This is a genomic window from Marivita sp. S6314 (assembly GCF_023015985.1).
In the GTDB taxonomy this organism is placed as follows: domain Bacteria; phylum Pseudomonadota; class Alphaproteobacteria; order Rhodobacterales; family Rhodobacteraceae; genus Marivita.
In genome coordinates this window covers 445,194-464,785 of the sequence record NZ_JALKAO010000002.1, presented here as the reverse complement: position 1 = coordinate 464,785, position 19,592 = coordinate 445,194, and the positions used below count along the sequence as shown (strand labels likewise).

The following is a 19,592-nucleotide window of genomic DNA, read 5'->3' as shown; positions in this document are numbered from 1 at the left end:
GGGAGGCCGCAGGATGACGGTTTCCCGCCGGTGAGGTCCCGGCTTATGCCGGGGTTAGTCTGAACGCTTCGCGTTCAATCTCGATAAAGGCTTTTCCGACCGATCCGACCGCGCTGTAGAGCATCGCGGAATTTGATGTTTCCAGGTCGGAGAAGAAATGGCCTGCCCAGGGGGCGATGTGACGGTTGAAGAACACTTTCTGATCGTCGAGCGTTGCCGGATCACTAAACCGTCCAACGATCAATCCGCCCATGACCTCCATCAAAGTGGCGATATTGTCTTCCGGCTCGTAGACATTCGGCGCGCGTTCGATCCGGCGCGCGGCCAGATCATTGCGCAACACCGCCAGAGGCTTTTCGTGCAGGAACCCGGTCAGATAGAAACTGGCGTAGGGCAGGAGCTCACCACGCCCAAGGCCGATGAACAGCGCGTTGAATTCTTTTTCGGCCTGCTTGGGTTTCGTGGTCTTGGCGCATTCGGCCAACCGGCTGATGCCGTTTCCAAGTTCGGTATCATCACCGGACAATCCCGCTGTTTGCGACAGCAGGAAGGCGTCGGGCGGACCGGACAAGATGAGACCAAGAAAATTGTAGAGATCCGCGCGCAGACGGTCCTCGTCTGACACTGAAGGTGTTGCTTGAGCTGTGCTCATGCTCATCCTGTCTCGCTCTCTATTTTGAATTGCATCCGACGCGGACGCACAGGTTCCGCTGCCACTGTATCCAATGGTGTGCCATCCGGATATTCTGCGACCTCTTGGACAATGGTCGTAGATGCGGGTGCGGCATCTACATAATCCTGCATAATTTCCGGATTTGATGCGATTTCGACCTCTGATGGCCCGGTGGTCGCGTCAGTGGCTATTTCCGATAGATTCTCTGGGGTATCGGTGTCTTCCGCATCATCCTCGCCGCGTTTCTTGGCCTCGGCTGCCTCGAGCGCTTCGATGTGTTTGAGAAGCCCTTTGCCAACGCGGTAGGCTGTTGCCACCCCCGGTGCATCCGTCGCCGCATTGGTAAAATCGTCGTTGTAGTCACACAGCCCGTCCAGATTGGCGAGCGCCGGGTTCAGCTTCCACAACTGCCGCAAGGCGCGTTGGCGCAACCGTTCGGGAACCGCCTTTTGCATGAACCCGGAAATATCCTGTCCGGGCTCCAGCGCGTCCGGGTCGGGCAGCCCCAGTTCGTCCAGAATCTCTGCATCGGGCTTTTCTTCAAGCTCAGCCTGTTGCGCCTTGATCTCGGCGTCTTCGACCTGACGCTGTTCCTCGTCCGCCTCGGCTTCGACAGCGTGTTTGCGGCGTGACCAGAAATCGGTTCCCCGGCTCATGATGATCCTCTTTTCCGGTCGCGGGACGGCGCGCGGTACACGTCGCTGACTTGCGCGATGCGCGGATCGCCTTTGCCGTCTTCAACCTTGTCCTCAAGGTACCGCTTGCGTTTGCGCTTTTTGAACGGTTCTTCAACAAAGTGCTGATCGGTCCAATCCTGCACCCAGGCGACCAGCGCGGGGGGCATTGGGACCTTTTCAACAAGGTCGTCACCACCTTCGGCATATTGCATCGCTTCATTGGGATTGGCGGTGATCAGCTTGAGCGCATAGGGCCAGTCCCCGTCCGAAGGTTGCAGCACCACGTATGCACAGACAACCGGCTCCGCGAGGTTTATGCGATACGCCTCGGCATCGGTGCGCCACAAGGTCAGTGGCAACGTTCCCACGTGGTACTCGGCCACGTCGCCTTCTTCGCGCAACAGTTTCCAATGGGCCTCACCGGCCCCCGGCAGCAACGCGGTTGGGGTCCATGTCCATTTCTGCCAGCGCGTGACGCCGGGTTTGCGCATCAGGGTCACGCCCACAGGCAGTTCGATGGAACGGCTGTCCGTTGTCGCCAAGCGCTATCCTCCCAGATCCGGTCCTATTGGCCCGGTTGACTTCTGGATAGCATACCCATTGGGTAGTGAAAAATGCCGACCTTCGGACAAGACGCCGCGCCAGCCTGCGCCGTGAAAGGGACGTGATGGGAACCAAACTGCTTCTTTGTGACTGTCTGGGCAGTCAAACCGTTGATGCCAAACGCATTGGGGACGCCACGGCGCTTGATCCGTCGCGTGTTTATACCAACCTGTGCGGAACCGAGGCCGACGCATCGGCAAAGGCCCTGACCGAGGGTGATGTCATCGTGGCCTGCGCACAGGAACGCGCGTTTTTCGAAATGCTTGCCGAAGAGCTGGGCGTCGATGCCCCCGGCTTTGTCGACCTGCGCGACCGGGCCGGGTGGAGCGATGAGGGCCAAACCGCAGGCGCAAAGCAGGCGGCATTGGCGGCAGAAGGGGCGCTGTCGATCCCGATGTCCAAATCCGTCGATGTCGTCAGTGAAGGCACCTGCCTGATCGTCGGCGCGGGCGATGCCGTCTTCGCAGCAGCCGAGCAACTTTGCGAGGCGCTGGCGGTGACGGTTCTGCAGACAGACACGACGGATGTGCCTCTGGATCGCCGCTTTGACGTTGTGCGCGGCACCGTCCGGTCACTGACGGGCGCTTTGGGCGGGTTCACCGTCAAGATCGACGCGTTTTCGCAACTGCAGCCCGGCGGGCGCGGGGCGTTTTCCTTCAGCGCACCGCAGAACGGTGCCGTGTCCGAATGCGACATCGTGCTCGACCTGACCGGCGACACCGCAATGGTGCCCGCACCGCACAAACGCGACGGGTACTTGCGCGCCGATCCACGCCAGCCCGGCGCGGTTGCGGCCCAGTTGTCAGACGCGGTGCAGATGGTCGGCACCTTTGAAAAGCCGCTTTATGTCGCCCTTGAACCCGCACTTTGCGCCCATAGCCGGGCCGAACAATCCGGCTGTTCAAAATGCCTGAATATCTGTCCAACAGGCGCAATCACATCGGCCGGGGATCACGTCGCCATCGACCCGATGATCTGCGCAGGCTGCGGGGCCTGTACAGCACTGTGCCCCTCGGGGGCCATTACCTATGACGCGCCTCCGGTCTCTGCCGTGTTCCGGCGGTTGGAAACTCTTGCCACGACATACCGCAAGGCGGGCGGGCAGGCGCCACGCCTATTGGTGCATGATGCGGATCACGGGATTGAAATGATCCAACTGGCCGCGCGGTTCGGTCGGGGCCTACCCGCTGACGTGATCCCGTTTGAGACAGACAGTCTTGCCGGGTTCGGTCATGCCGAAATGATGGCCGCCCTCAGTTGCGGCTTTGTCCATGTCGACATCCTGATGTCGCCGCGCACCGAACGCGACACGCCGGACCACGAAGCCGCGCTGGCCTGTGCCCTGGCGGGCGCGCCGCGTGTTCACATCCTTGATGTGGCGGACCCGGACGCGTTGAGCGATCATCTTTTCAATGCCAGCGTTGACGCGTTGTCCGCGACGCCAACCCTGCCTATCGGCACGCGCCGTCAGGTGGCACGGGTTTCTGCCAAGGCGCTTAACCCTGAAGCCGAAGTGATCGCGCTGCCGGACCATGCGCCTTACGGGGCGGTGTTGGTCAATACCGACGCCTGCACCCTGTGCCTGAGCTGCGTATCGCTCTGCCCGTCGGGCGCGCTGGGCGACAATCCGGACTTGCCGCAACTGCTGTTTCAGGAAGACGCCTGCCTGCAATGCGGTCTATGCGCCAACATCTGCCCCGAGGACGCAATCGCGCTGGAGCCGCGCATGAACCTCACGGAAACCGCCTTGTCACAGGTGGTGCTGAACGAAGAAGAACCCTTTGCCTGCATCGAATGCGGAGCGCTGTTCGGGGTGAAATCGACCATCGAAAAGATCAGCGAAAAGCTTGCCGGGAAGCATTCAATGTTTGCCACGAGCGACGCCGCAAAGATGATCAAGATGTGCGACAATTGCCGCATTCAGGCGCAGTACCATTCCGAGAACAACCCGTTCTCGCTCGGAGAACCGCGCATCCCGCGAACAACGCATGATTACCTCAAGGAGCGTGACGAGACCGATCCCTATTCCAAGCGTCGGGATCACTGACCGCGTGATCAGGGCTTCAGGGATTGCACCGGTTGACCAAGGTCTGCGGGTGCGATCCCCTGAACAAACGCCATGATGTTTTCCAGATCGTCCATCGTCATCTCCAGCGCGTGAATAGGAGAGGGGCGTGTCGGATCAAACGGATCGGTCACATCCGCGATCTGTGTAAAGGCCGGGTGCGGGTTCAGCACGTAAAACGCCTGAAACCGGTATTCCCAGTCCTGCAGCGTGCGCAGAACCGCAAATGACGGGGTCGAGCCAATTGAATTCATGCGGTTCTTTTCGTTGATGACGTGGCATCGCCCGCAATAGGACATCGATGCATCTTCCCCGCGCTTCACATCGCCGTCATAGGTCACCGCGACCACAACCTGTTTGACCTCGACCTCCGAGGTGAACACCTGCGCCCCGTCGATCTGATAGCTGTCCACCGTGTTTCGCCCGACATCGGACCGCAACCAATCGGCAAAGCGCTGCGCGTCCGGGTCGTCGCCCGCATCAAACCGCCAGACACGATCCAGCCCTTGAAACGCGACCAACCCATCGTCGCCGAACGCCGCGTCTGCCGTGGTGCCGGGGTCCGCCAGCGTGATCCGCGTTTGGGTCTTGAGTGAGAACCGGGGCAGGATGTATTTCAGCAATCCGCTTTCAATCAGCGCGTCCGGGGCCGCCAACGTGAAGGTTTTGTCCTGGGCAAAGGCCGGGACAGCGAAGATGGCGCAAAAAAGAGAGGAATAAGATATATCTTTTAGAAATCTGGACATCTTGGGCGTCCTCCTTGCTTGAAAGCCTAAAGGCGGTGGCTTACACCCGTCAACGCTCTAGCTTTTTTGCAAATGAGCGATGCATCAGGAGGGAACCGATGAGCGACGACTTCAACATGTCCATGCGCAAATTTCTCAAACAGGTCGGGGTGACGTCCCAGCAGGCCATCGAGGAGGCCATGCGCAACGCCGAAACCAGCGGGAAAACCTTTGATGCCAAAGTGGTTCTGACGGTGGACGGTCTGGACCTAGAGCATGTTGTGACCGGCAAAATCACGGGACAGGACTGACGTGGCACTTACACGGGACGCGGTGCTTGCCGCTTTGAAGGCTGTTGCCGATCCGGCAACAGGTCAGGACATCGTGTCGGCCGGGATCGTGCGTGCACTGAACGTGGATGGCGATGCGGTGCGCTTTGTCGTCGAGGTCGCGCAGGATCAGTCGCAAGCCTATATGCCGGTGCGGCAAGCCGCCGAAGACGCGGTCAAGGCGCTGGGTGCCAAAACGGTATCCGCTGTCATGACGGCGCATTCCGCACCCAAGCCGCCACCGGATCTCAAAGGCGCGGCCAAGCCGAAACCGGCAGGTCCTGAACGCGTTCCGGGTGTCGACCGGATACTTGCCATCGCGTCCGGCAAAGGTGGCGTGGGCAAATCCACTGTTTCGTCGAACCTTGCCTGCGCGCTTGCCGCAGAAGGCCGACGCGTCGGTATCCTTGATGCCGATGTCTATGGCCCGTCGCAGCCGCGCATGCTGGGTGTTTCGGGCCGTCCGGCCAGCCCGGACGGCAAGACAATCCTGCCGATGCGCAACTTCGGCGTGACGATGATGTCCATGGGCCTGATGGTCAACGAAGGTCAGGCCGTTGTCTGGCGCGGTCCGATGCTGATGGGCGCGTTGCAGCAGATGTTGATGCAGGTGCAATGGGGCGCTTTGGACGTGCTTCTGGTCGACCTGCCTCCGGGCACGGGCGACGTGCAGATGACCCTGTCGCAAAAAGCACACGTGGATGGGGCGGTCGTTGTGTCGACGCCGCAGGATGTGGCTTTGCTGGATGCGCGCAAGGGCATCGACATGTTCAACCAGATGAACGTGCCGATTGTCGGCCTGATCGAAAACATGTCGACGCATATCTGCTCGAATTGTGGTCACGAAGAACACATCTTCGGGCACGGCGGCGTTGCGGCCGAAGCGGAAAAGCTGGGTGTGCCGCTTTTGGCGGAAATCCCGCTGCATCTTGAAATTCGCAAAGCCGCGGATGGCGGTGCGCCGATTGTCGTGTCGCAGCCCGACAGCCCGCAAGCCGCCGCGTTCCGAACGCTTGCGCGCAAACTGATCGACGCTGGCAAGGCATGATCACCGGCCCGGTGTTTCCGCCGCTGATGCAAGGCATTCATGCGGCGGGCGCAGACCCGTTCGATGCCGCCTGCGCCGAGGCGCGCAGCGGATGCGACGCGGGGACCATCCTGTACGATGTTTCGCCTGAACTCTTGCGTGCTGCGATCGTGTTTGCGCCCGAAGTGCCGCTGTCAAAAGCGGCCGTCATGCTGCCTTTGACCGGAATAGCGGTGCAAAACGCGCTCGGCGCGCTTGGCCCGTCAGAGCTGCCCGTGCATCTGGAATGGGGCGGTGCCATTCGCGTCAACGGGGCGACATGCGGCCGGCTCAGAGCGGCGACAGAGGACAGCACACCGGACACAGAGCCGGGATGGCTGGTGACCGGGTTCGAACTGGTCTTCGCCCGTCCAACGGTCGAAGGCGGTGCAACCCCGGGGGAAACGGATCTGCAGAGCGAAGGCTGCGGCGGGCTTGAGCCGACCGACTTTCTTGAAAGCTGGTCGCGCCATCTGTTGAACTGGATCAACCGGTGGGAAGACGACGGCATGGGCCCGGTGCACCGCGAATGGGCCGGGTTGGCGCATGGCATGGGTGAAGACATCACGATCCTGGGGCGCACCGGCACATTCCTTGGTCTCGATGAAATGCTTGGCCTCTTGCTTCGGACCGATGACACGACCATGCTCCTGCCATTGACCGACTTGTTGGAGACCCGCCCATGAACCTCGCCCGCGCCATTCATTTCGACGAAAGCGACCAGCGCGTCTTCCATTCCCCGGCGCGCACGGGCGAATGGTGCATCTCGGGTGGGTTCGAGTTTTCCAACTGGTCCGAAGCCGACCTGACCGGCAAGGCCAAGCAAGCATTTTCGAACGGCTGGCTCGGGGCGGAAACCTTTGGTCGCGTGAGCTTTGTGGCGGTGACCCAGATTGAACCTGCCGAACACGAGGCGCTTGTGCTGTCCCTTGCGCAACATTTTGTTGATCTCTACGGCGCGCCATCGGTCGACGCCGCCAAAGGGGTCGCGGTTGAAGAGATCGCGCATATGGCCGAACTGTGTGATGAACATGCGCCCAACACCTTACTGACCGTGGCGCGTGAACTGACCGAAGCCGGGGTCAAGGAAAGCTTCCGCGTCATCGAGGCACAAGAGGCGGACATGGCGATGCTGGCGGTGCATGGATCGCTTGACGAGTGACGACATGGTCGGACCCACGTGCGAGAACAAAAACACGCTTACTACATGATGACGCGCCGGTCGCTCTTGGCCGGGGCAGGGGCGGTGCCGCTTCTAGGTGGCTCCATGGCCCTTGCCACTGAGATGTGGACGGTCCCGGCAGAAGAAGCCCCGCACGAGGCGACGTTCATGCAATGGCCGGTCAGCCGCGAGGTCCATCCCGAGTTGGATTTTCTGATCTGGACACAGGACACCATTGCCCGGATTGCCAACGCGATCTCCGAGTTTGAACCGGTGATCCTTCTTGCTGCAGCCGAGCATCACACCGCGGTGCGCCGGCTGGTGTCAGACAGGGTCACCCTTTGGGATATCCCGACCGATGACCTTTGGTGCCGCGATTCCGGGCCGATTGTCGCCAAAGACGGGCAGGGCAACCGCGCCGTGCAGCACATCCGCTTTAACGGCTGGGGCAACAAACAGACCCATGCCAATGACGGGCAGATCGCCGAACGCGTGGCGGCGCGTCTGGGTTTACCGCTCTTGCCGACCACGCTGCACGGAGAGGCGGGGGGCGTTGAACAGGATGGTCATGGCCTGCTCATGGCGCATGAAAGCTCTTGGGTGATCGACAACCGCAACCCGGGCATGTCGCGGGACGTGATCGAAGCGGAACTGTTGCGCGCGTATGGGGCGGATCGGATGATCTGGGCCGACGGTGTCTGGGATCAGGACATCACGGATTACCACATCGATTCACTTGCGCGCTTTACCGGACCGGGGCGGGTGTTGATGAACCTGCCTGACGACCCGGACATGTCTGACCCGTTTCACGTGGCCGCGCTCGACACACATGACGTGCTGAAAGCGGCGGGTTTGCACGTCGAGGTGATCCCGGAACCGGTACAGCGCCGTGTCGACAGCTTTGATTTCGTTGCGTCTTACGTGAATTACTATGTTTGCAACGGCGGGGTGGTCGCGCCGCACTTCGGCGATCCCGAGGCCGATGCAATCGCGCAGGACGCGTTGCAGCGTCATTATCCGGATCGTGACATCATCACAATGAACGCCGATGCGCTGGGCGAGGTGGGTGGCGGCATCCATTGCGCAACCCAGCAATTGCCAGCCGCATGAGGTGGGTGTCGCAACATGCGCCAGTGATCGAAGCGGTCGCTGCGCTGGTCACGGCTCTGGTGGCAGTCGCGGCGCTGGTCGGGGTTGTGATCCAGCTTCAGGCGGCGGATCAGCTGTCGCGCGAACAATCCGCGCGGGATGCCTACCGCAATCACCTTGCTCTTGCCGCAACACAGCCGGGATTTGCCCAGCCGCAGAATGCGTGCGCGCTTATGTCCGGACCAAATGCCAAATCCTATACCGCCTTTGTGGACCATCTGTTGTATTCCGCCGAACAAATGCTGGCCGTCGAAGAGGGCTGGGACACCACGTTCCTGAATGCACTGGATCCACATGCGGTGTATCTCTGTTCGGAACAAAGCCCGGACGGGGCCGACCCCAACCTGGCCGCACTTCTCTCGCGGTTCTGGGCCGAACGCTGTGACGCCACGCCAACCTGCGACTGACCACAGCGGTCAATTGATCCCGATCAACGCTGATTTGAAATCGCTGCGTTAAGGTGCACGCAATCCCAGACAGAAGGAGATATCCCATGCGACGATCCACTGCCTGCCTCGCCGTGTTTTGCATGTTCGCGGCCCCGCTTTTCGCGCAAGATGTCGATATGGGGCGCGCGCTATACCAAACCCATTGCGCAAGCTGCCATGGTGCGGATGCCGATGGCCAAGGACCGCTGGCTCCGGCTCTGTCGCTCCAGCCTATTGACCTGACCCAACTTAGCTCAAATGCGGGTGGAAGCTTCCCGCTCGAACGGGTGCTTAAACGCATCGACGGGACCGATCCTTTGGTCAGTCACGGTTCTCCGATGCCGGTCTATGGCCCGTATTTCGAAGGGGTGGCGAACACGCCGATGAAATTACCAAACGGACAACCTGTGCTTGTTCCGGAACCGATGGCCGATTTGGTGGCGTACTTGCTGTCCGTGCAGGGCGACCAGTAGCGGCACCGATCAATGCGCGGTTTCCTTCCTGACTGGGACCCTTTATGCACGCACGACCCGCGCAAAGGATAACCCGTGCCGAAATCCAAGAAACCCAGAACGAAACGCCCCGCCGCCAATCCGGTTCAGAAACCGGGCTGGTATCAATCCCTGAACGGGGCTGCAGGTCAGCACGCCGAGCGGCCCAAGAAGACCGGGAAGAAGGCCAAGAACAAGCAGGCCTAAAGAGGCACCGGGGGCTTGCCCCTGCATGCACACCCTGACCAGGACGCAAAAAGCCCCGCGCAATGGCGGGGCTTTCGTGTGTCTGGGTCTGCTGCAATCGCAGATCAGTTCGGAATGTCGCCGGTGATGCCTTCGATGTAGAAGTTCATGCCCAGCAGGGTGCCATCATCAGAGACCTCGCCTTCCGCCAACCAGGCAGAGCCGTCCTGCTTGTTCATCGGGCCGGTGAACGGGTGGTACTCGCCCGACGTGATCGCGTCGATCATGGCCTGCGCTTCGGCGCGCACGTCGGCTGGGATCGCGTCGGTCATTTCACCGATCACAACTTCGCCTTCGGGCATGCCGGCCCAGCTGTCGACCTGCTCGTAGGTGCCGTCCATCAACTGGCCCACGCGCTTGACATAGTAGGGGGACCATTCGTCGATGATCGAGGCCACGCGCGGACCCGGCGTGCCATCGTCATTGGTCATGAAGGCCGCCATGTCAGACGCCTGACCAAAGCCCCAGGCGCTGCCGCCTTCCTTGCCGATTTCGGCCAATGGTGCCGTGGAGTCGGTGTGCGCGGTGATCACGTCCACCCCCTGATCCAGCATCGCGCGCGCGGCGTCGGCTTCTTTCGCGGGGTCGAACCATGTGTAGGCCCAGGTCACCACCAGCTCGACATCCGGGTTCGCCAGCTTGGCGTGGTGGAAGTAGCTGTTGATGCCCATGATCACTTCGGGGATCGGGAAGGACGCGATGTAACCGATCTTGTTGGTTTGGGTCATCTTGCCCGCGATATGGCCGACAACCGCGCGGCCTTCATAGAAGCGCGCGTTATAGGTCGACACGTTCGGATGCTCGCGCTTGTAGCCGGTGGCATGTTCAAACTTCACATTCGGGAACTTGGCGGCAACGGCGTTGGTCGCATCCATGTAGCCAAAGGATGTGGTGAAGATGATGTCACAGCCCGAAATAGCCATCTGGGTGATCACCCGCTCGGCATCGGCGCCTTCCGGTACGCTTTCCTGCCAGCGGATGTTGACCTTGTCGCCATACGCTTCTTTTACGGCCAGTGCGCCTTCGTGGTGCTGGAACGTCCAGCCGCCATCGCCGATGGGTCCGACATAGACAAAACACGCCTCGGTCGGGTCTTGGGCCATCGCGGGGGCGGCGCCCAGCGTCAGCGCGGCGGCCGCCGTCGCAAGCAGATTTCTACGGATCATATGAGTGGTCTCCCGGTTGGTGGGGCGGCAGAGGCCCCGTTTGGTATGATGCGCCCGGTTGTATCACCGGGTCGCGTGGAACGTCTGTCCTAGGTTTGCAGGGGCGTTGTGGCTGCCCTTTTTACGGTTGGACGAGATCAAAACAAGCACGAGGATCGTTATCACATACGGGGACATCGACAAGTACTGCACGCCCCAGGTCATGCCGGCGGCCTGCAAATTCAGTTGCAACACGGTGATCCCGCCAAAAAGATAAGCACCGACAAGGACGCGCCCGGCGCGCCAGCTTGCAAAGACGACAATCGCCAGCGCGATCCAGCCCGCACCGGCGGTCATGCCTTCGGTCCATTGCGGCACGCGCACAAGGCTCAGATAGGCACCACCCAGCCCGGCACAGGCCCCGCCAAACATGATCGCGGCCATCCGCACACGGATCACCTTGTAGCCAAGCGCATGGGCACTGTCGTGGCTTTCCCCCACTGCCCGCAGGATCAGGCCAAACCGCGTGTATTTCAGGAACGCCCAGACCGCCAACACCAGCAGCAGGCTCAGATACACCATGATGTCGTGGCTAAAGAGCATTTGCCCGACCACCGGCAGATCGCCCAAAATCGGAATGTCGAGCTTGGGCAAGGTCTCGGTTTTCATGCCTTCGTAGGGTTTGCCGATCAGCGATGACAGCCCCAGCCCGACAAGCGTCAGGCCCAGTCCGGTGGCCACTTGATTGGACAGGAAGATCTGGGTCAGGACACCAAAGCTTAACGAGATCACCGCCCCGGCCACCGCCGCGATGGCAAACCCGAACACCGGTGACCCGGTGTTGATCGCCACCACGAACCCGATCACCGCGCCGGTGATCATCATCCCCTCGACCCCGAGGTTCAGAACCCCGGATTTCTCCACCACCATCTCGCCAATCGCGGCCAGCAAGATCGGCGTGGCCGAAATCATGATCGACGCCACCAGCAGGATGGGATTGATATTGCTCAGGTCCATGGCGGGCCTCCGTGAATGACGTGGATCACCATCGCCGTGCCAAGCGCGACCGCAAGCATCACGCCTGCATGCCGGAGCGACGGTCGATGCAATCGGATGCGCCGCAGCGCAGGCCAGCGCCGATGCAGCCCAAACGCCGCAGCCAGCGCGCCAAGGCCGACAACAGCCACATGCGCGAGGATGAAGATCGCGCCCGGCATCCCGCCATCCCCTGTCAGCGCCCCATGCAACATCCACATGCCCATCGCGCCCATCATCAGCCCCATGCCAAGGGGCAGCATATCACCCAGCCTCATGCCGCCACCTCGGCTTTGCCAACTCTGATACGGAAATTCGTCAACACATCCACGCCCAAAAGGAAGAACAAAAGCATGCCCTGAAACAACTGGATCGACGCCCCCGGCACACCCAGCATCAGCTGTGCAAGTTCTCCACCGATATAGGTCAGCGCCATCAACAACCCGGCCAGCAGAATGCCCACCGGGTGCAACCGGCCCAGAAACGCAACGATGATCGCGGTGAACCCATAGCCCGATCCGAAATCAATGGTGATCTGGCCCGCAGGCCCGGTGACTTCAAACAATCCCGCCATCCCGGCCAGTACTCCGGCCAAGCCCAGACAGAACAAAACCGTGCGCGCAGGGGAGACCCCGGCAAAGCGCGCGGCGCGGGGGGCCTCGCCGGTCAGACGGATATTGTACCCCTGAATGTGTCGCGTCAGCAGCACATAGGCCAGGATCACCGCGATGAAGGCTGTCAAAACCCCCAGATGCATGCCCGAACCCGCGAACAGTTCCAGGTTCTGAGACGAGGACCACTGCGCAAGGTTGCGCGATCCCGGAAAGCCCATACCCTCGGGGTTGCGCAACACTCCCGAGGAGACCGACGCAAGAATGTTCTCCGCCACGTAGACCAGCATCAGGGACACCAGAATTTCGTTGGTCCCGAATTTCACCTTCAGGATTGCCGGGATCATTGCCCAGGCCCAGCCCCCCAGCGCCCCTGCGATGATCATCAGCGGCAGGATCAGCGCCGACTCCATCGGGTAGAGGGCAAGCCCCACCCCCGCGCCGCAAATGGCCCCGATGATGTATTGCCCCTCGGCCCCGATATTCCAGATCCCGGCCCGGAACCCGATGGACAACCCGATGGCGATCAGGATCAGAGGCCCTGCCTTCACCAAAAGCTGAGGCCGGGAAAACGCGGCAAACTGCGGATGGAACAACGGGTCCCAAAAGATCGTGCGGATCGCCTCGATCGGGGACGTGCCGATCACCATGAACATGATCCCGCCGAAGAGCATGGTCAGCAGCACCGCCAGGACCGGGGTCATGTAGATCCACATCTTCGACGGCTGCGGGCGTTTTTCAAGGCGGATCATCGGTGCCCCTCCTGATGGTTCGTTCTGGGGCCGGGCGTCGGTTCTTCACAAAGCGTCATGCTGACAGGCCGCAATCGAAGCATCCCACACGGATCATTCCGCGACATGGGCCACCTCCATGTCATGCGCACCGCCCATCATCAGACCGATTTCTTCCAGATCAAGATCCTTGACCGGTTTGAGCGCCGACAGGCGTCCTTCGTTCAAGGCCCCGAACCGATCCGCAATTTCCATCAGCTCATCCAGATCCTGACTGACAACAAGGATCGCCGCGCCTTTCTCGGCCAGATCCAGAAGCGCCTGCCGAATGGCGGCTGCCGCCGCGGCATCCACACCCCATGTGGGTTGGTTCACAACCAGAACGTCCGGATTTTGCGCCACCTCGCGGCCAATCACGAACTTCTGCAGGTTGCCGCCCGACAACGCCCGTGCGGCCACATGGGTGCCCGGTGTGCGCACGTCGAACCGTTTGATCACATCTGCGGCAAACTGATCTGCCCGACCCCAGTTGATAAAGCCGTTGTTCACCAAATTCTCGCGCCGCCCGGCCGTGAGGATAACGTTTTCGGTCAGGCTCATATTGGGCGCTGCCGCATGGCCCAACCGTTCTTCGGGCGCTGTCAGGCACCCGGCGGCCCGGCGCGCCGTTGGACCGTCGCGGCTGACATCCGCGCCCTTGACCCAAATTGTGCCTTTCTCGGCCAACCGCTCACCGGACAGCGCCAGCAACAACTCGTCCTGCCCGTTTCCGGCCACGCCGCCAAAACCCAGCACCTCTCCGGCGCGCAGCTCAAAACTGATGCTGCGCAGCGGTGTGCCGAACGATCCCGGCGCGGGCATGGTCAGATTGTCGACCCGCAACAGAACGTCCCCCGGCGTGGTGGCCTTGGCGGCGGGTGTGGCAAAGGTCGACCCGATCATCATCTCCGCCATCGCCCGCGCGGTGGTTTCCGACGGGGTACAGGTGCCGACATTCTTGCCCAACCGCAGCACCGTGGCGTGGTCACACAAGCTTCGGATTTCTTCCAGCTTGTGCGAAATATACAGGATCGCCGTGCCCTCGGACTTCAGCTTGCGCAGGGTCTCGAACAGGATCTCCACCTCTTGCGGTGTCAGCACCGAGGTCGGCTCATCCATGATCAACAGCTTTGGATCCTGCAGAAGACAGCGAATGATCTCCACGCGTTGCCGCTCGCCTGCCGACAAGGTGCCCACCGTGCGGGAGGGGTCCAGCGGCAGACCGTAAGTCTCGGACACCTCGCGGATCTGCTGCGCCAGATCGCGGGCAGGGGGCGGGTTCTCCATGCCCAGTGCGACGTTCTCCGCCACGTCCAGCGCGTCAAACAACGAAAAATGCTGGAACACCATCGCCACGCCCGACGCCCTTGCGGCGCGGGGTTCGGCGGGTGCGTAAGGCGCGCCGCGAAACACCATCGCGCCTTTGTCGGGTTTCACCAAGCCATAGATCATCTTGACCAAGGTTGATTTCCCGGCCCCGTTTTCACCCAGTAGCGCGTGGATTTCGCCCTCCCGGATGTCAAACGACACGTCGTCATTGGCAACAACGCCGGGATAGGCTTTGGTCAAGCCCGAAAGGCTGAGGAGCGTGTCTGCCACGGGGCACCTGCTTTGGTCATGGGGAGGTCAAGAAGTTGGCTCGCGACGCCCACGGCAATGGCCTGAGGATGTTTGCCAAGCGATTTCTGCCCGATGGGGCAGTGAATGCGTGCGATCTGGGCGTCGGTATGGCCCATCTGGCGCAGCCGCGATGCAAAGCGCGCTTTTTTCGTGTCGGATCCGATCAACCCGGCAAAACTGAACCCATGCCGCAACAGCGCGTCGCACAAGGCCAGATCCAGCGCGTGGGAATAGGTGACGATGATATGCATCGCGTCATCCGGCGCATGCGGGATCACCCGCAGCGGATCGCTGGCTGGCAACACGTTCACACCGTCCCGAGGCGTTTCCGGAAAGCGGGCAGGGGCGGTATCGACCCAGGTGATGTCCATTTCGGGCAACGGCAACAGAACGTTGACCAAGGCCCGACCGACATGCCCGGCACCCCAGATCCAGACCGGACGGGTCTGTGTCGCCATCGGTTCCACAAACCAGCCCTGCACCATGCGGGGCCGCAATTCGACACCCTGATTGCGCGCGCAGGTCAGCATCCGTTGCACCGCCAGCGGCATCTCACCGGGACCGCGCGCATACACGGCACGCCCCTCAAGCGCGGCAACGGAGGCCGCATCGAACTGTTCGGTCAACAGGGTGACGACGCCACCACAGCACTGGCCCAGATCCGGGCCCAGCGGATGTTTCGTGACGCCCTCGCGCGCAAAGGCGTGTTCTGCCGCCTGATATTCCAGCGCGCCGCCACCGATGGTGCCCGATTGACCGCCCTCCCAGACCAGCATGGACGCGCCGACCTCGCGCGGGGAGGAACCGGCGACCTCGGCGATCACGATCCGGGCCACCCGTCCGTGTGTCGCCACCGCCGCTTTGAGTGTCGCCAGATCAAACGCCATCGCGCACCCGATCAATGGCGGCCAGCACGCGTTCGGGCGTGGCGGGGGCGTCAAGCGCCGGATAGGCCGTGCCACAGGACGCAATCGCATCCGACAGCGCCAGGAACACCGACATGCCCAGCATGAATGGCGGCTCCCCCACCGCCTTGGAGCGGTAAATCGTATCCTCGCGGTTGCGCCCGTCCCACAGGTCAACATTGAACACGCCAGGCCGGTCCGAACAGGCCGGGATCTTGTAGGTCGATGGTGCGTGGGTGCGCAATCGCCCGCTGTCGTCCCAAACCAGTTCCTCGGTGGTGAGCCAGCCCGCGCCCTGGACAAAGCCGCCTTCGACCTGTCCGATATCCAGCGCCGGGTTCAGCGACGCTCCCGCGTCATGCAGAAGATCCGTGCGCAGAATGCGGTATTCGCCGGTCAGCGTGTCCACCACCACTTCGCTCACCGCAGCGCCATAGGCAAAGTAAAAGAACGGCCGCCCATGCCCCTTGATCCGGTCCCAGCTCAGCTTTGGTGTCCGGTAAAACCCGGTTGCCGACAGGCTGACCCGCGCTTCATAGGCCATCTGCGCCACCTGCGCGAAACTGTAGCGTTCCTCACCAACCGTCACATGCCCATCGGCAAAACGGACCTTGTCCCGGTCTGTCTGGTGCAGGGCGGCAAGGTGATTGGCCATTCGGTCCCGGATCGTGTCGCAGGCGGCCTTGACCGCCATCCCGTTCAGGTCCGACCCCGATGAAGCCGCAGTGGCCGATGTATTGGGCACCTTGCCGGTATCGGTGGCGGTGATCTTGACCATCTCCAGCGGCACGCCAAAGCGGTCGGCTGCGACCTGCGCCACCTTCTGGAACAACCCTTGTCCCATCTCGGTGCCGCCATGGTTCATGTGGATAGAGCCGTCCTGATAGACATGCACCAACGCACCCGCCTGGTTCAGATGGGTCAGCGTAAAGGAAATCCCGAACTTCACCGGCGAAAAGGCGATCCCTTTCTTCAACACGGGATGTTCCGCGTTCCACGCCGCCACCTCCGCGCGCCGGGCGCCATAGTTGGCCGACGCCAGCAACCGGTCGGTCAGGGCATCCAGTTCGAAATCCTCGACCACCTGCCCATACGGCGTCGTCTGGACCGCAGCAGCGGGTTGCGCCCCGGTCTCTTCGACCAGACCGGTCGATCCCCGCGACGCCAGGTCGGCATCCGTTGTCTCTGTTTCCAAAATACCTCGGGGGGGCGCCGCAGGCGCGGGGGGCTGGCCCCCCTCCACATGGGACGCATAGTAATTCGCGCGCCGCACCTCGACCGGGTCCAGCCCAAGGTCATGCGCGATGTGATCCATCACCCGTTCGATGCCCAGCATCCCCTGCGGCCCGCCGAACCCGCGAAACGCGGTCGCGCTTTGGGTATTGGTCCGCAACCGGTGGCTTTCGATTCGCACATGGGGCAGATGATACGCGTTGTCGGCATGCAGCATCGCCCGGTCCGCCACCGGGATCGACAAATCCTGCGCCCAGCCGCAGCGCGTGTATTGTTCAAACTCGACGCCCGTCACCTTGCCTGCCGCGTCAAAACCGACGCGATAGGCAATACGGAAATCGTGACGCTTGCCGGTGATCATGAAGTCATCATCGCGGTCATAGCGCATCTTGGCTGGCTTGCCGGTCGCCGCCGCAACGACAGCACAGGCAATCGCCAGGGCGTTCCCCTGGCTTTCCTTGCCTCCAAACCCACCGCCCATGCGCCGGGTCTCAACCCGCACCGCATGCATCGGGATGTTCAGCGCATGGGCAACCTTGTGCTGAATTTCCGTCGGGTGCTGGGTCGAGGACTGCACCACCATGTCGCCGCCTTCCTGCGGCAGCGCCATGGCGGACTGGCCTTCAAGGTAAAAATGCTCCTGCCCGCCCATTTCGATCACACCGCTGACCTGATGCGGCGCGGTGTCAATTGCTTCGCCGGGATCGCCCTTTTCCCAGATCCGCGGGCCATCCTCGAACCGCGCGTCTGCCGCCAGCGCGTCTTCAATCGTCAGGATTGCATCGCGTTCGGCATAGGTGATCTGCGCCAGTCGGGCGGCTTTGCGCGCTGCCAGATGGCTGGTCGCGGCCACAAGGAACACCGGCTGTCCCAGATAATGGATCGTTGCCCCCGACAGCATGGGTTCGTCATGGGCAGAGGGCGAACAATCGCACTCCGACGGCAGGTCTTTGGCCTCCCACACGCCAACCACACCGGCGGCGGCGCGAACGGCCTCAAGATCAATCGCGGTGATGCGTCCGGCGGCGATGCTGCTCTGACCAAAGGCCAGATGCAGCGTGCCGCGCGGCGTCGGGATGTCATCGACATAGCGCGCCGCACCGGTGACGTGCAGGCGGGCGGCATCATGGGGCAGGGGTTTCTGCACGCTCATGCCGACACCTCCAGCACGTTTGACGCGATGCCCTGATCTTCGTTCCAGACCCGCAGCAGCATGTTCTGCGCGGTTTTCAGGCGGTACTCCGCGCTGGCGCGCATATCCGACAGCGGGGTGAAATCCGCCTCCAGGCGGTCCATCACCGCGCGTACGGTGTCCTCGGTCCAGCGCGCGCCGATAAGGTCGGCCTCGACCGATGTTGCGCGTTTCGGAACGCCTGCCATGCCGCCAAAGGCGATCCGCGCCGCGGCGACGGTGCCGTCCTCGATCCGAAGATTGAACGCCCCGCACACCGCCGAGATGTCCTGATCGAACCGTTTGGACAGCTTGTAAACCCGCAAGCGGTCCTGCTGCACCGGGATCGACACCCCGGTGACCAGTTCCCCGGGGTGGCGGTCCTGCTTGCCGTAATCGACAAAGAAATCTTCGAGCGGCAGATCCCGCGTCTCATCCCCCCGGCGCAGATGCAATACCGCCCCCAACGCGATCAGCGCAGGCGGGTTGTCCCCGATGGGGGAGCCGTTGGCGATGTTGCCGCCAATCGTGGCCGCTGCGCGCACTTGGGCGGACCCGTAGCGACGGATCATTTCCGCGTAAGAGGGATGGCGGTCGGCCATGATCTCCATCACGCGATCCATCGTCACCCCCGCGCCAAAGCGAACGGTGTCATCGGTGATCGCGATGTCCTGCAAGTCCGGGCACCGGTTCAGAAAGATCACGTCGTCCAGCGCGACAAGCGACTTTGTCACCCAAAGCCCCACATCGGTTGCCCCGGCGATCAGGGTGGCGTCGGGCCGCGCAAGGTAGTCAGCCGCCAGATCATCGAGGCTGATCGGGTCGGGTCCCTGAACTTGGGGTTCCATCATCCAGTCGGGCACGGGCGCATCAGCGGCTGCTTCGGCGGCCCGGATAATGGGCGCATAGCCTGTACAGCGGCACAGGTTCCCGGCCAGCGCATCATCATGCGCATGGTCGCCGTTGCGATGGGCAACCGCCATCTGGACGACGAAACCCGGCGTGCAGAACCCGCATTGCGATCCGTGATGTGTGACCATGGCGTCCTGCACCGGGTGGAACGTGCCGTCGGGTCCGCTGATCCCTTCAACCGTGCGCACGGCGCAGCCGTCGAGTTGCGGCAGGAAGAGGATGCACGCGTTCAGCCCCCGCGCCCCGCGCGCATCGGTGACCATCACCGTGCATGCGCCGCAATCGCCTTCGTTGCAGCCTTCCTTGGTCCCCGTCAGCCCGCGGTCTTCGCGCAGCCAGTCCAGCAGCGTCACGGTCGGTGACACATCGCGCAGTTCCACGCTCTCTCCATTCAGAAGAAAGGTGACATCCATGTGAAATTACCCGCCGCCTTACCAATCACCCGTTTATAGCGCGCCCTCGATGCGGCGTAGAAAGCGCGCGGGTTTTCCCTGTTTCAGCGATCAGGCTAGGCAGGCGGGCAGGGGTTTGGCAAGCAAAAACGGCGCAAATCTGCGCCGTTTGGTGCGGGGTGCC

General features: G+C 62.1%; 21 protein-coding genes. 9 read left to right on the top strand and 12 right to left on the bottom strand.

Going from position 1 to position 19,592, the window contains the following annotated elements:
• Positions 1 to 43 precede the first annotated feature (43 nt).
• Genes MWU54_RS06780 through MWU54_RS06770 form a run of 3 tightly spaced genes read right to left on the bottom strand, consistent with a single transcriptional unit; the run spans position 44 to position 1,892 of the window.
• A complete protein-coding gene (locus MWU54_RS06780; protein ID WP_247081637.1) occupies positions 44 to 658 on the bottom strand; it encodes a molecular chaperone TorD family protein in 615 nt (204 codons plus the stop codon).
• Positions 655 to 1,329 (bottom strand): DUF3306 domain-containing protein, encoded by a 675-nt coding sequence (locus MWU54_RS06775; RefSeq protein ID WP_247081636.1) that lies wholly within the window; start codon positions 1,327 to 1,329, stop codon positions 655 to 657. Before MWU54_RS06775 ends, MWU54_RS06780 begins: the two co-directional genes overlap by 4 nt.
• Positions 1,326 to 1,892 (bottom strand): DUF3305 domain-containing protein, encoded by a 567-nt coding sequence (locus tag MWU54_RS06770; protein WP_247081635.1) that lies wholly within the window; start codon positions 1,890 to 1,892, stop codon positions 1,326 to 1,328. The genes MWU54_RS06775 and MWU54_RS06770 overlap by 4 nt, the downstream gene beginning before the upstream one ends.
• Before the next feature lie 125 nt (positions 1,893 to 2,017).
• On the opposite strand from MWU54_RS06770, the gene MWU54_RS06765 reads away from it, so the two are divergent.
• A complete protein-coding gene (locus tag MWU54_RS06765) occupies positions 2,018 to 4,000 on the top strand; it encodes a 4Fe-4S binding protein (RefSeq protein ID WP_247081634.1) in 1,983 nt (660 codons plus the stop codon).
• 8 nt (positions 4,001 to 4,008) lie between these two features.
• Here the strand turns inward: MWU54_RS06765 and MWU54_RS06760 are convergent, their stop codons facing one another.
• Positions 4,009 to 4,764, bottom strand: a complete 756-nt coding sequence (locus MWU54_RS06760) for a hypothetical protein (protein WP_247081633.1) — start codon at positions 4,762 to 4,764, stop codon at positions 4,009 to 4,011.
• Positions 4,765 to 4,862: 98 nt separating this feature from the next.
• Here MWU54_RS06760 and MWU54_RS06755 point away from each other — a divergent pair, with 98 nt between their 5' ends.
• The 8 genes from MWU54_RS06755 to MWU54_RS06720 all read left to right on the top strand — a co-directional run bounded on the left by MWU54_RS06755 (position 4,863) and on the right by MWU54_RS06720 (position 9,575).
• The gene (locus tag MWU54_RS06755; RefSeq protein WP_247081632.1) at positions 4,863 to 5,054 is read left to right on the top strand and encodes a DUF6494 family protein; all 192 of its coding nucleotides are present in this window, start codon (positions 4,863 to 4,865) and stop codon (positions 5,052 to 5,054) included.
• Position 5,055: 1 nt separating this feature from the next.
• Complete coding sequence (locus tag MWU54_RS06750) at positions 5,056 to 6,120, top strand: Mrp/NBP35 family ATP-binding protein (RefSeq protein WP_247081631.1); 1,065 nt, start codon at positions 5,056 to 5,058, stop codon at positions 6,118 to 6,120.
• Positions 6,117 to 6,824 carry a biotin/lipoate--protein ligase family protein gene (locus MWU54_RS06745; RefSeq protein ID WP_247081630.1) on the top strand — a complete coding sequence of 236 codons (708 nt, stop codon included), beginning with the start codon at positions 6,117 to 6,119 and terminating at the stop codon, positions 6,822 to 6,824. Before MWU54_RS06750 ends, MWU54_RS06745 begins: the two co-directional genes overlap by 4 nt.
• The gene (locus MWU54_RS06740) at positions 6,821 to 7,300 is read left to right on the top strand and encodes a DUF6505 family protein (RefSeq protein WP_247081629.1); all 480 of its coding nucleotides are present in this window, start codon (positions 6,821 to 6,823) and stop codon (positions 7,298 to 7,300) included. The genes MWU54_RS06745 and MWU54_RS06740 overlap by 4 nt, the downstream gene beginning before the upstream one ends.
• Positions 7,301 to 7,405: 105 nt before the next feature.
• Positions 7,406 to 8,410, top strand: a complete 1,005-nt coding sequence (locus MWU54_RS06735; protein ID WP_247081628.1) for an agmatine deiminase family protein — start codon at positions 7,406 to 7,408, stop codon at positions 8,408 to 8,410.
• Positions 8,407 to 8,856: a hypothetical protein gene (locus tag MWU54_RS06730; protein WP_247081627.1), complete on the top strand. Its 450-nt coding sequence runs from the start codon at positions 8,407 to 8,409 to the stop codon at positions 8,854 to 8,856. The genes MWU54_RS06735 and MWU54_RS06730 overlap by 4 nt, the downstream gene beginning before the upstream one ends.
• 86 nt (positions 8,857 to 8,942) lie before the next feature.
• Positions 8,943 to 9,350 carry a cytochrome c gene (locus MWU54_RS06725; protein ID WP_247081626.1) on the top strand — a complete coding sequence of 136 codons (408 nt, stop codon included), beginning with the start codon at positions 8,943 to 8,945 and terminating at the stop codon, positions 9,348 to 9,350.
• Between the two features lie 75 nt (positions 9,351 to 9,425).
• Positions 9,426 to 9,575, top strand: a complete 150-nt coding sequence (locus MWU54_RS06720; protein ID WP_247081625.1) for a hypothetical protein — start codon at positions 9,426 to 9,428, stop codon at positions 9,573 to 9,575.
• A 104-nt stretch (positions 9,576 to 9,679) separates the two neighbouring features.
• On the opposite strand, the gene MWU54_RS06715 is transcribed toward MWU54_RS06720, so the two are convergent.
• The 8 genes from MWU54_RS06715 to MWU54_RS06680 all read right to left on the bottom strand — a co-directional run bounded on the left by MWU54_RS06715 (position 9,680) and on the right by MWU54_RS06680 (position 19,429).
• Positions 9,680 to 10,780, bottom strand: coding sequence for a BMP family ABC transporter substrate-binding protein (locus tag MWU54_RS06715; RefSeq protein WP_247081624.1), 1,101 nt, complete (start codon positions 10,778 to 10,780; stop codon positions 9,680 to 9,682).
• A 63-nt stretch (positions 10,781 to 10,843) separates the two neighbouring features.
• Positions 10,844 to 11,776, bottom strand: coding sequence for an ABC transporter permease (locus tag MWU54_RS06710; RefSeq protein ID WP_247081623.1), 933 nt, complete (start codon positions 11,774 to 11,776; stop codon positions 10,844 to 10,846).
• Positions 11,767 to 12,072 carry a hypothetical protein gene (locus tag MWU54_RS06705; RefSeq protein ID WP_247081622.1) on the bottom strand — a complete coding sequence of 102 codons (306 nt, stop codon included), beginning with the start codon at positions 12,070 to 12,072 and terminating at the stop codon, positions 11,767 to 11,769. Before MWU54_RS06705 ends, MWU54_RS06710 begins: the two co-directional genes overlap by 10 nt.
• The gene (locus MWU54_RS06700; protein ID WP_247081621.1) at positions 12,069 to 13,157 is read right to left on the bottom strand and encodes an ABC transporter permease; all 1,089 of its coding nucleotides are present in this window, start codon (positions 13,155 to 13,157) and stop codon (positions 12,069 to 12,071) included. The genes MWU54_RS06705 and MWU54_RS06700 overlap by 4 nt, the downstream gene beginning before the upstream one ends.
• Before the next feature lie 93 nt (positions 13,158 to 13,250).
• The gene (locus MWU54_RS06695; RefSeq protein ID WP_247081620.1) at positions 13,251 to 14,774 is read right to left on the bottom strand and encodes an ABC transporter ATP-binding protein; all 1,524 of its coding nucleotides are present in this window, start codon (positions 14,772 to 14,774) and stop codon (positions 13,251 to 13,253) included.
• The gene (xdhC, locus tag MWU54_RS06690; protein WP_247081619.1) at positions 14,741 to 15,682 is read right to left on the bottom strand and encodes a xanthine dehydrogenase accessory protein XdhC; all 942 of its coding nucleotides are present in this window, start codon (positions 15,680 to 15,682) and stop codon (positions 14,741 to 14,743) included. The genes MWU54_RS06695 and xdhC overlap by 34 nt, the downstream gene beginning before the upstream one ends.
• A complete protein-coding gene (xdhB, locus tag MWU54_RS06685) occupies positions 15,672 to 18,086 on the bottom strand; it encodes a xanthine dehydrogenase molybdopterin binding subunit (RefSeq protein WP_247081618.1) in 2,415 nt (804 codons plus the stop codon). Before xdhB ends, xdhC begins: the two co-directional genes overlap by 11 nt.
• Positions 18,083 to 19,429, bottom strand: a complete 1,347-nt coding sequence (locus tag MWU54_RS06680; RefSeq protein WP_247081617.1) for an FAD binding domain-containing protein — start codon at positions 19,427 to 19,429, stop codon at positions 18,083 to 18,085. Before MWU54_RS06680 ends, xdhB begins: the two co-directional genes overlap by 4 nt.
• Between the last annotated feature and the right edge of the window lie 163 nt (positions 19,430 to 19,592).

Coding starts and splice junctions, on each gene's coding strand:
- MWU54_RS06780 (WP_247081637.1), bottom strand. CDS start 658: ATGAGCATGAGCACAGCTCAAGCAACACCTTCAGTGTCAGACGAGGAC.
- MWU54_RS06775 (WP_247081636.1), bottom strand. CDS start 1,329: ATGAGCCGGGGAACCGATTTCTGGTCACGCCGCAAACACGCTGTCGAA.
- MWU54_RS06765 (WP_247081634.1), top strand. CDS start 2,018: ATGGGAACCAAACTGCTTCTTTGTGACTGTCTGGGCAGTCAAACCGTT.
- MWU54_RS06760 (WP_247081633.1), bottom strand. CDS start 4,764: ATGTCCAGATTTCTAAAAGATATATCTTATTCCTCTCTTTTTTGCGCC.
- MWU54_RS06755 (WP_247081632.1), top strand. CDS start 4,863: ATGAGCGACGACTTCAACATGTCCATGCGCAAATTTCTCAAACAGGTC.
- MWU54_RS06745 (WP_247081630.1), top strand. CDS start 6,117: ATGATCACCGGCCCGGTGTTTCCGCCGCTGATGCAAGGCATTCATGCG.
- MWU54_RS06740 (WP_247081629.1), top strand. CDS start 6,821: ATGAACCTCGCCCGCGCCATTCATTTCGACGAAAGCGACCAGCGCGTC.
- MWU54_RS06735 (WP_247081628.1), top strand. CDS start 7,406: ATGGCCCTTGCCACTGAGATGTGGACGGTCCCGGCAGAAGAAGCCCCG.
- MWU54_RS06730 (WP_247081627.1), top strand. CDS start 8,407: ATGAGGTGGGTGTCGCAACATGCGCCAGTGATCGAAGCGGTCGCTGCG.
- MWU54_RS06725 (WP_247081626.1), top strand. CDS start 8,943: ATGCGACGATCCACTGCCTGCCTCGCCGTGTTTTGCATGTTCGCGGCC.
- MWU54_RS06715 (WP_247081624.1), bottom strand. CDS start 10,780: ATGATCCGTAGAAATCTGCTTGCGACGGCGGCCGCCGCGCTGACGCTG.
- MWU54_RS06710 (WP_247081623.1), bottom strand. CDS start 11,776: ATGGACCTGAGCAATATCAATCCCATCCTGCTGGTGGCGTCGATCATG.
- MWU54_RS06705 (WP_247081622.1), bottom strand. CDS start 12,072: ATGAGGCTGGGTGATATGCTGCCCCTTGGCATGGGGCTGATGATGGGC.
- MWU54_RS06700 (WP_247081621.1), bottom strand. CDS start 13,157: ATGATCCGCCTTGAAAAACGCCCGCAGCCGTCGAAGATGTGGATCTAC.
- xdhC (WP_247081619.1), bottom strand. CDS start 15,682: ATGGCGTTTGATCTGGCGACACTCAAAGCGGCGGTGGCGACACACGGA.
- xdhB (WP_247081618.1), bottom strand. CDS start 18,086: ATGAGCGTGCAGAAACCCCTGCCCCATGATGCCGCCCGCCTGCACGTC.
- MWU54_RS06680 (WP_247081617.1), bottom strand. CDS start 19,429: ATGGATGTCACCTTTCTTCTGAATGGAGAGAGCGTGGAACTGCGCGAT.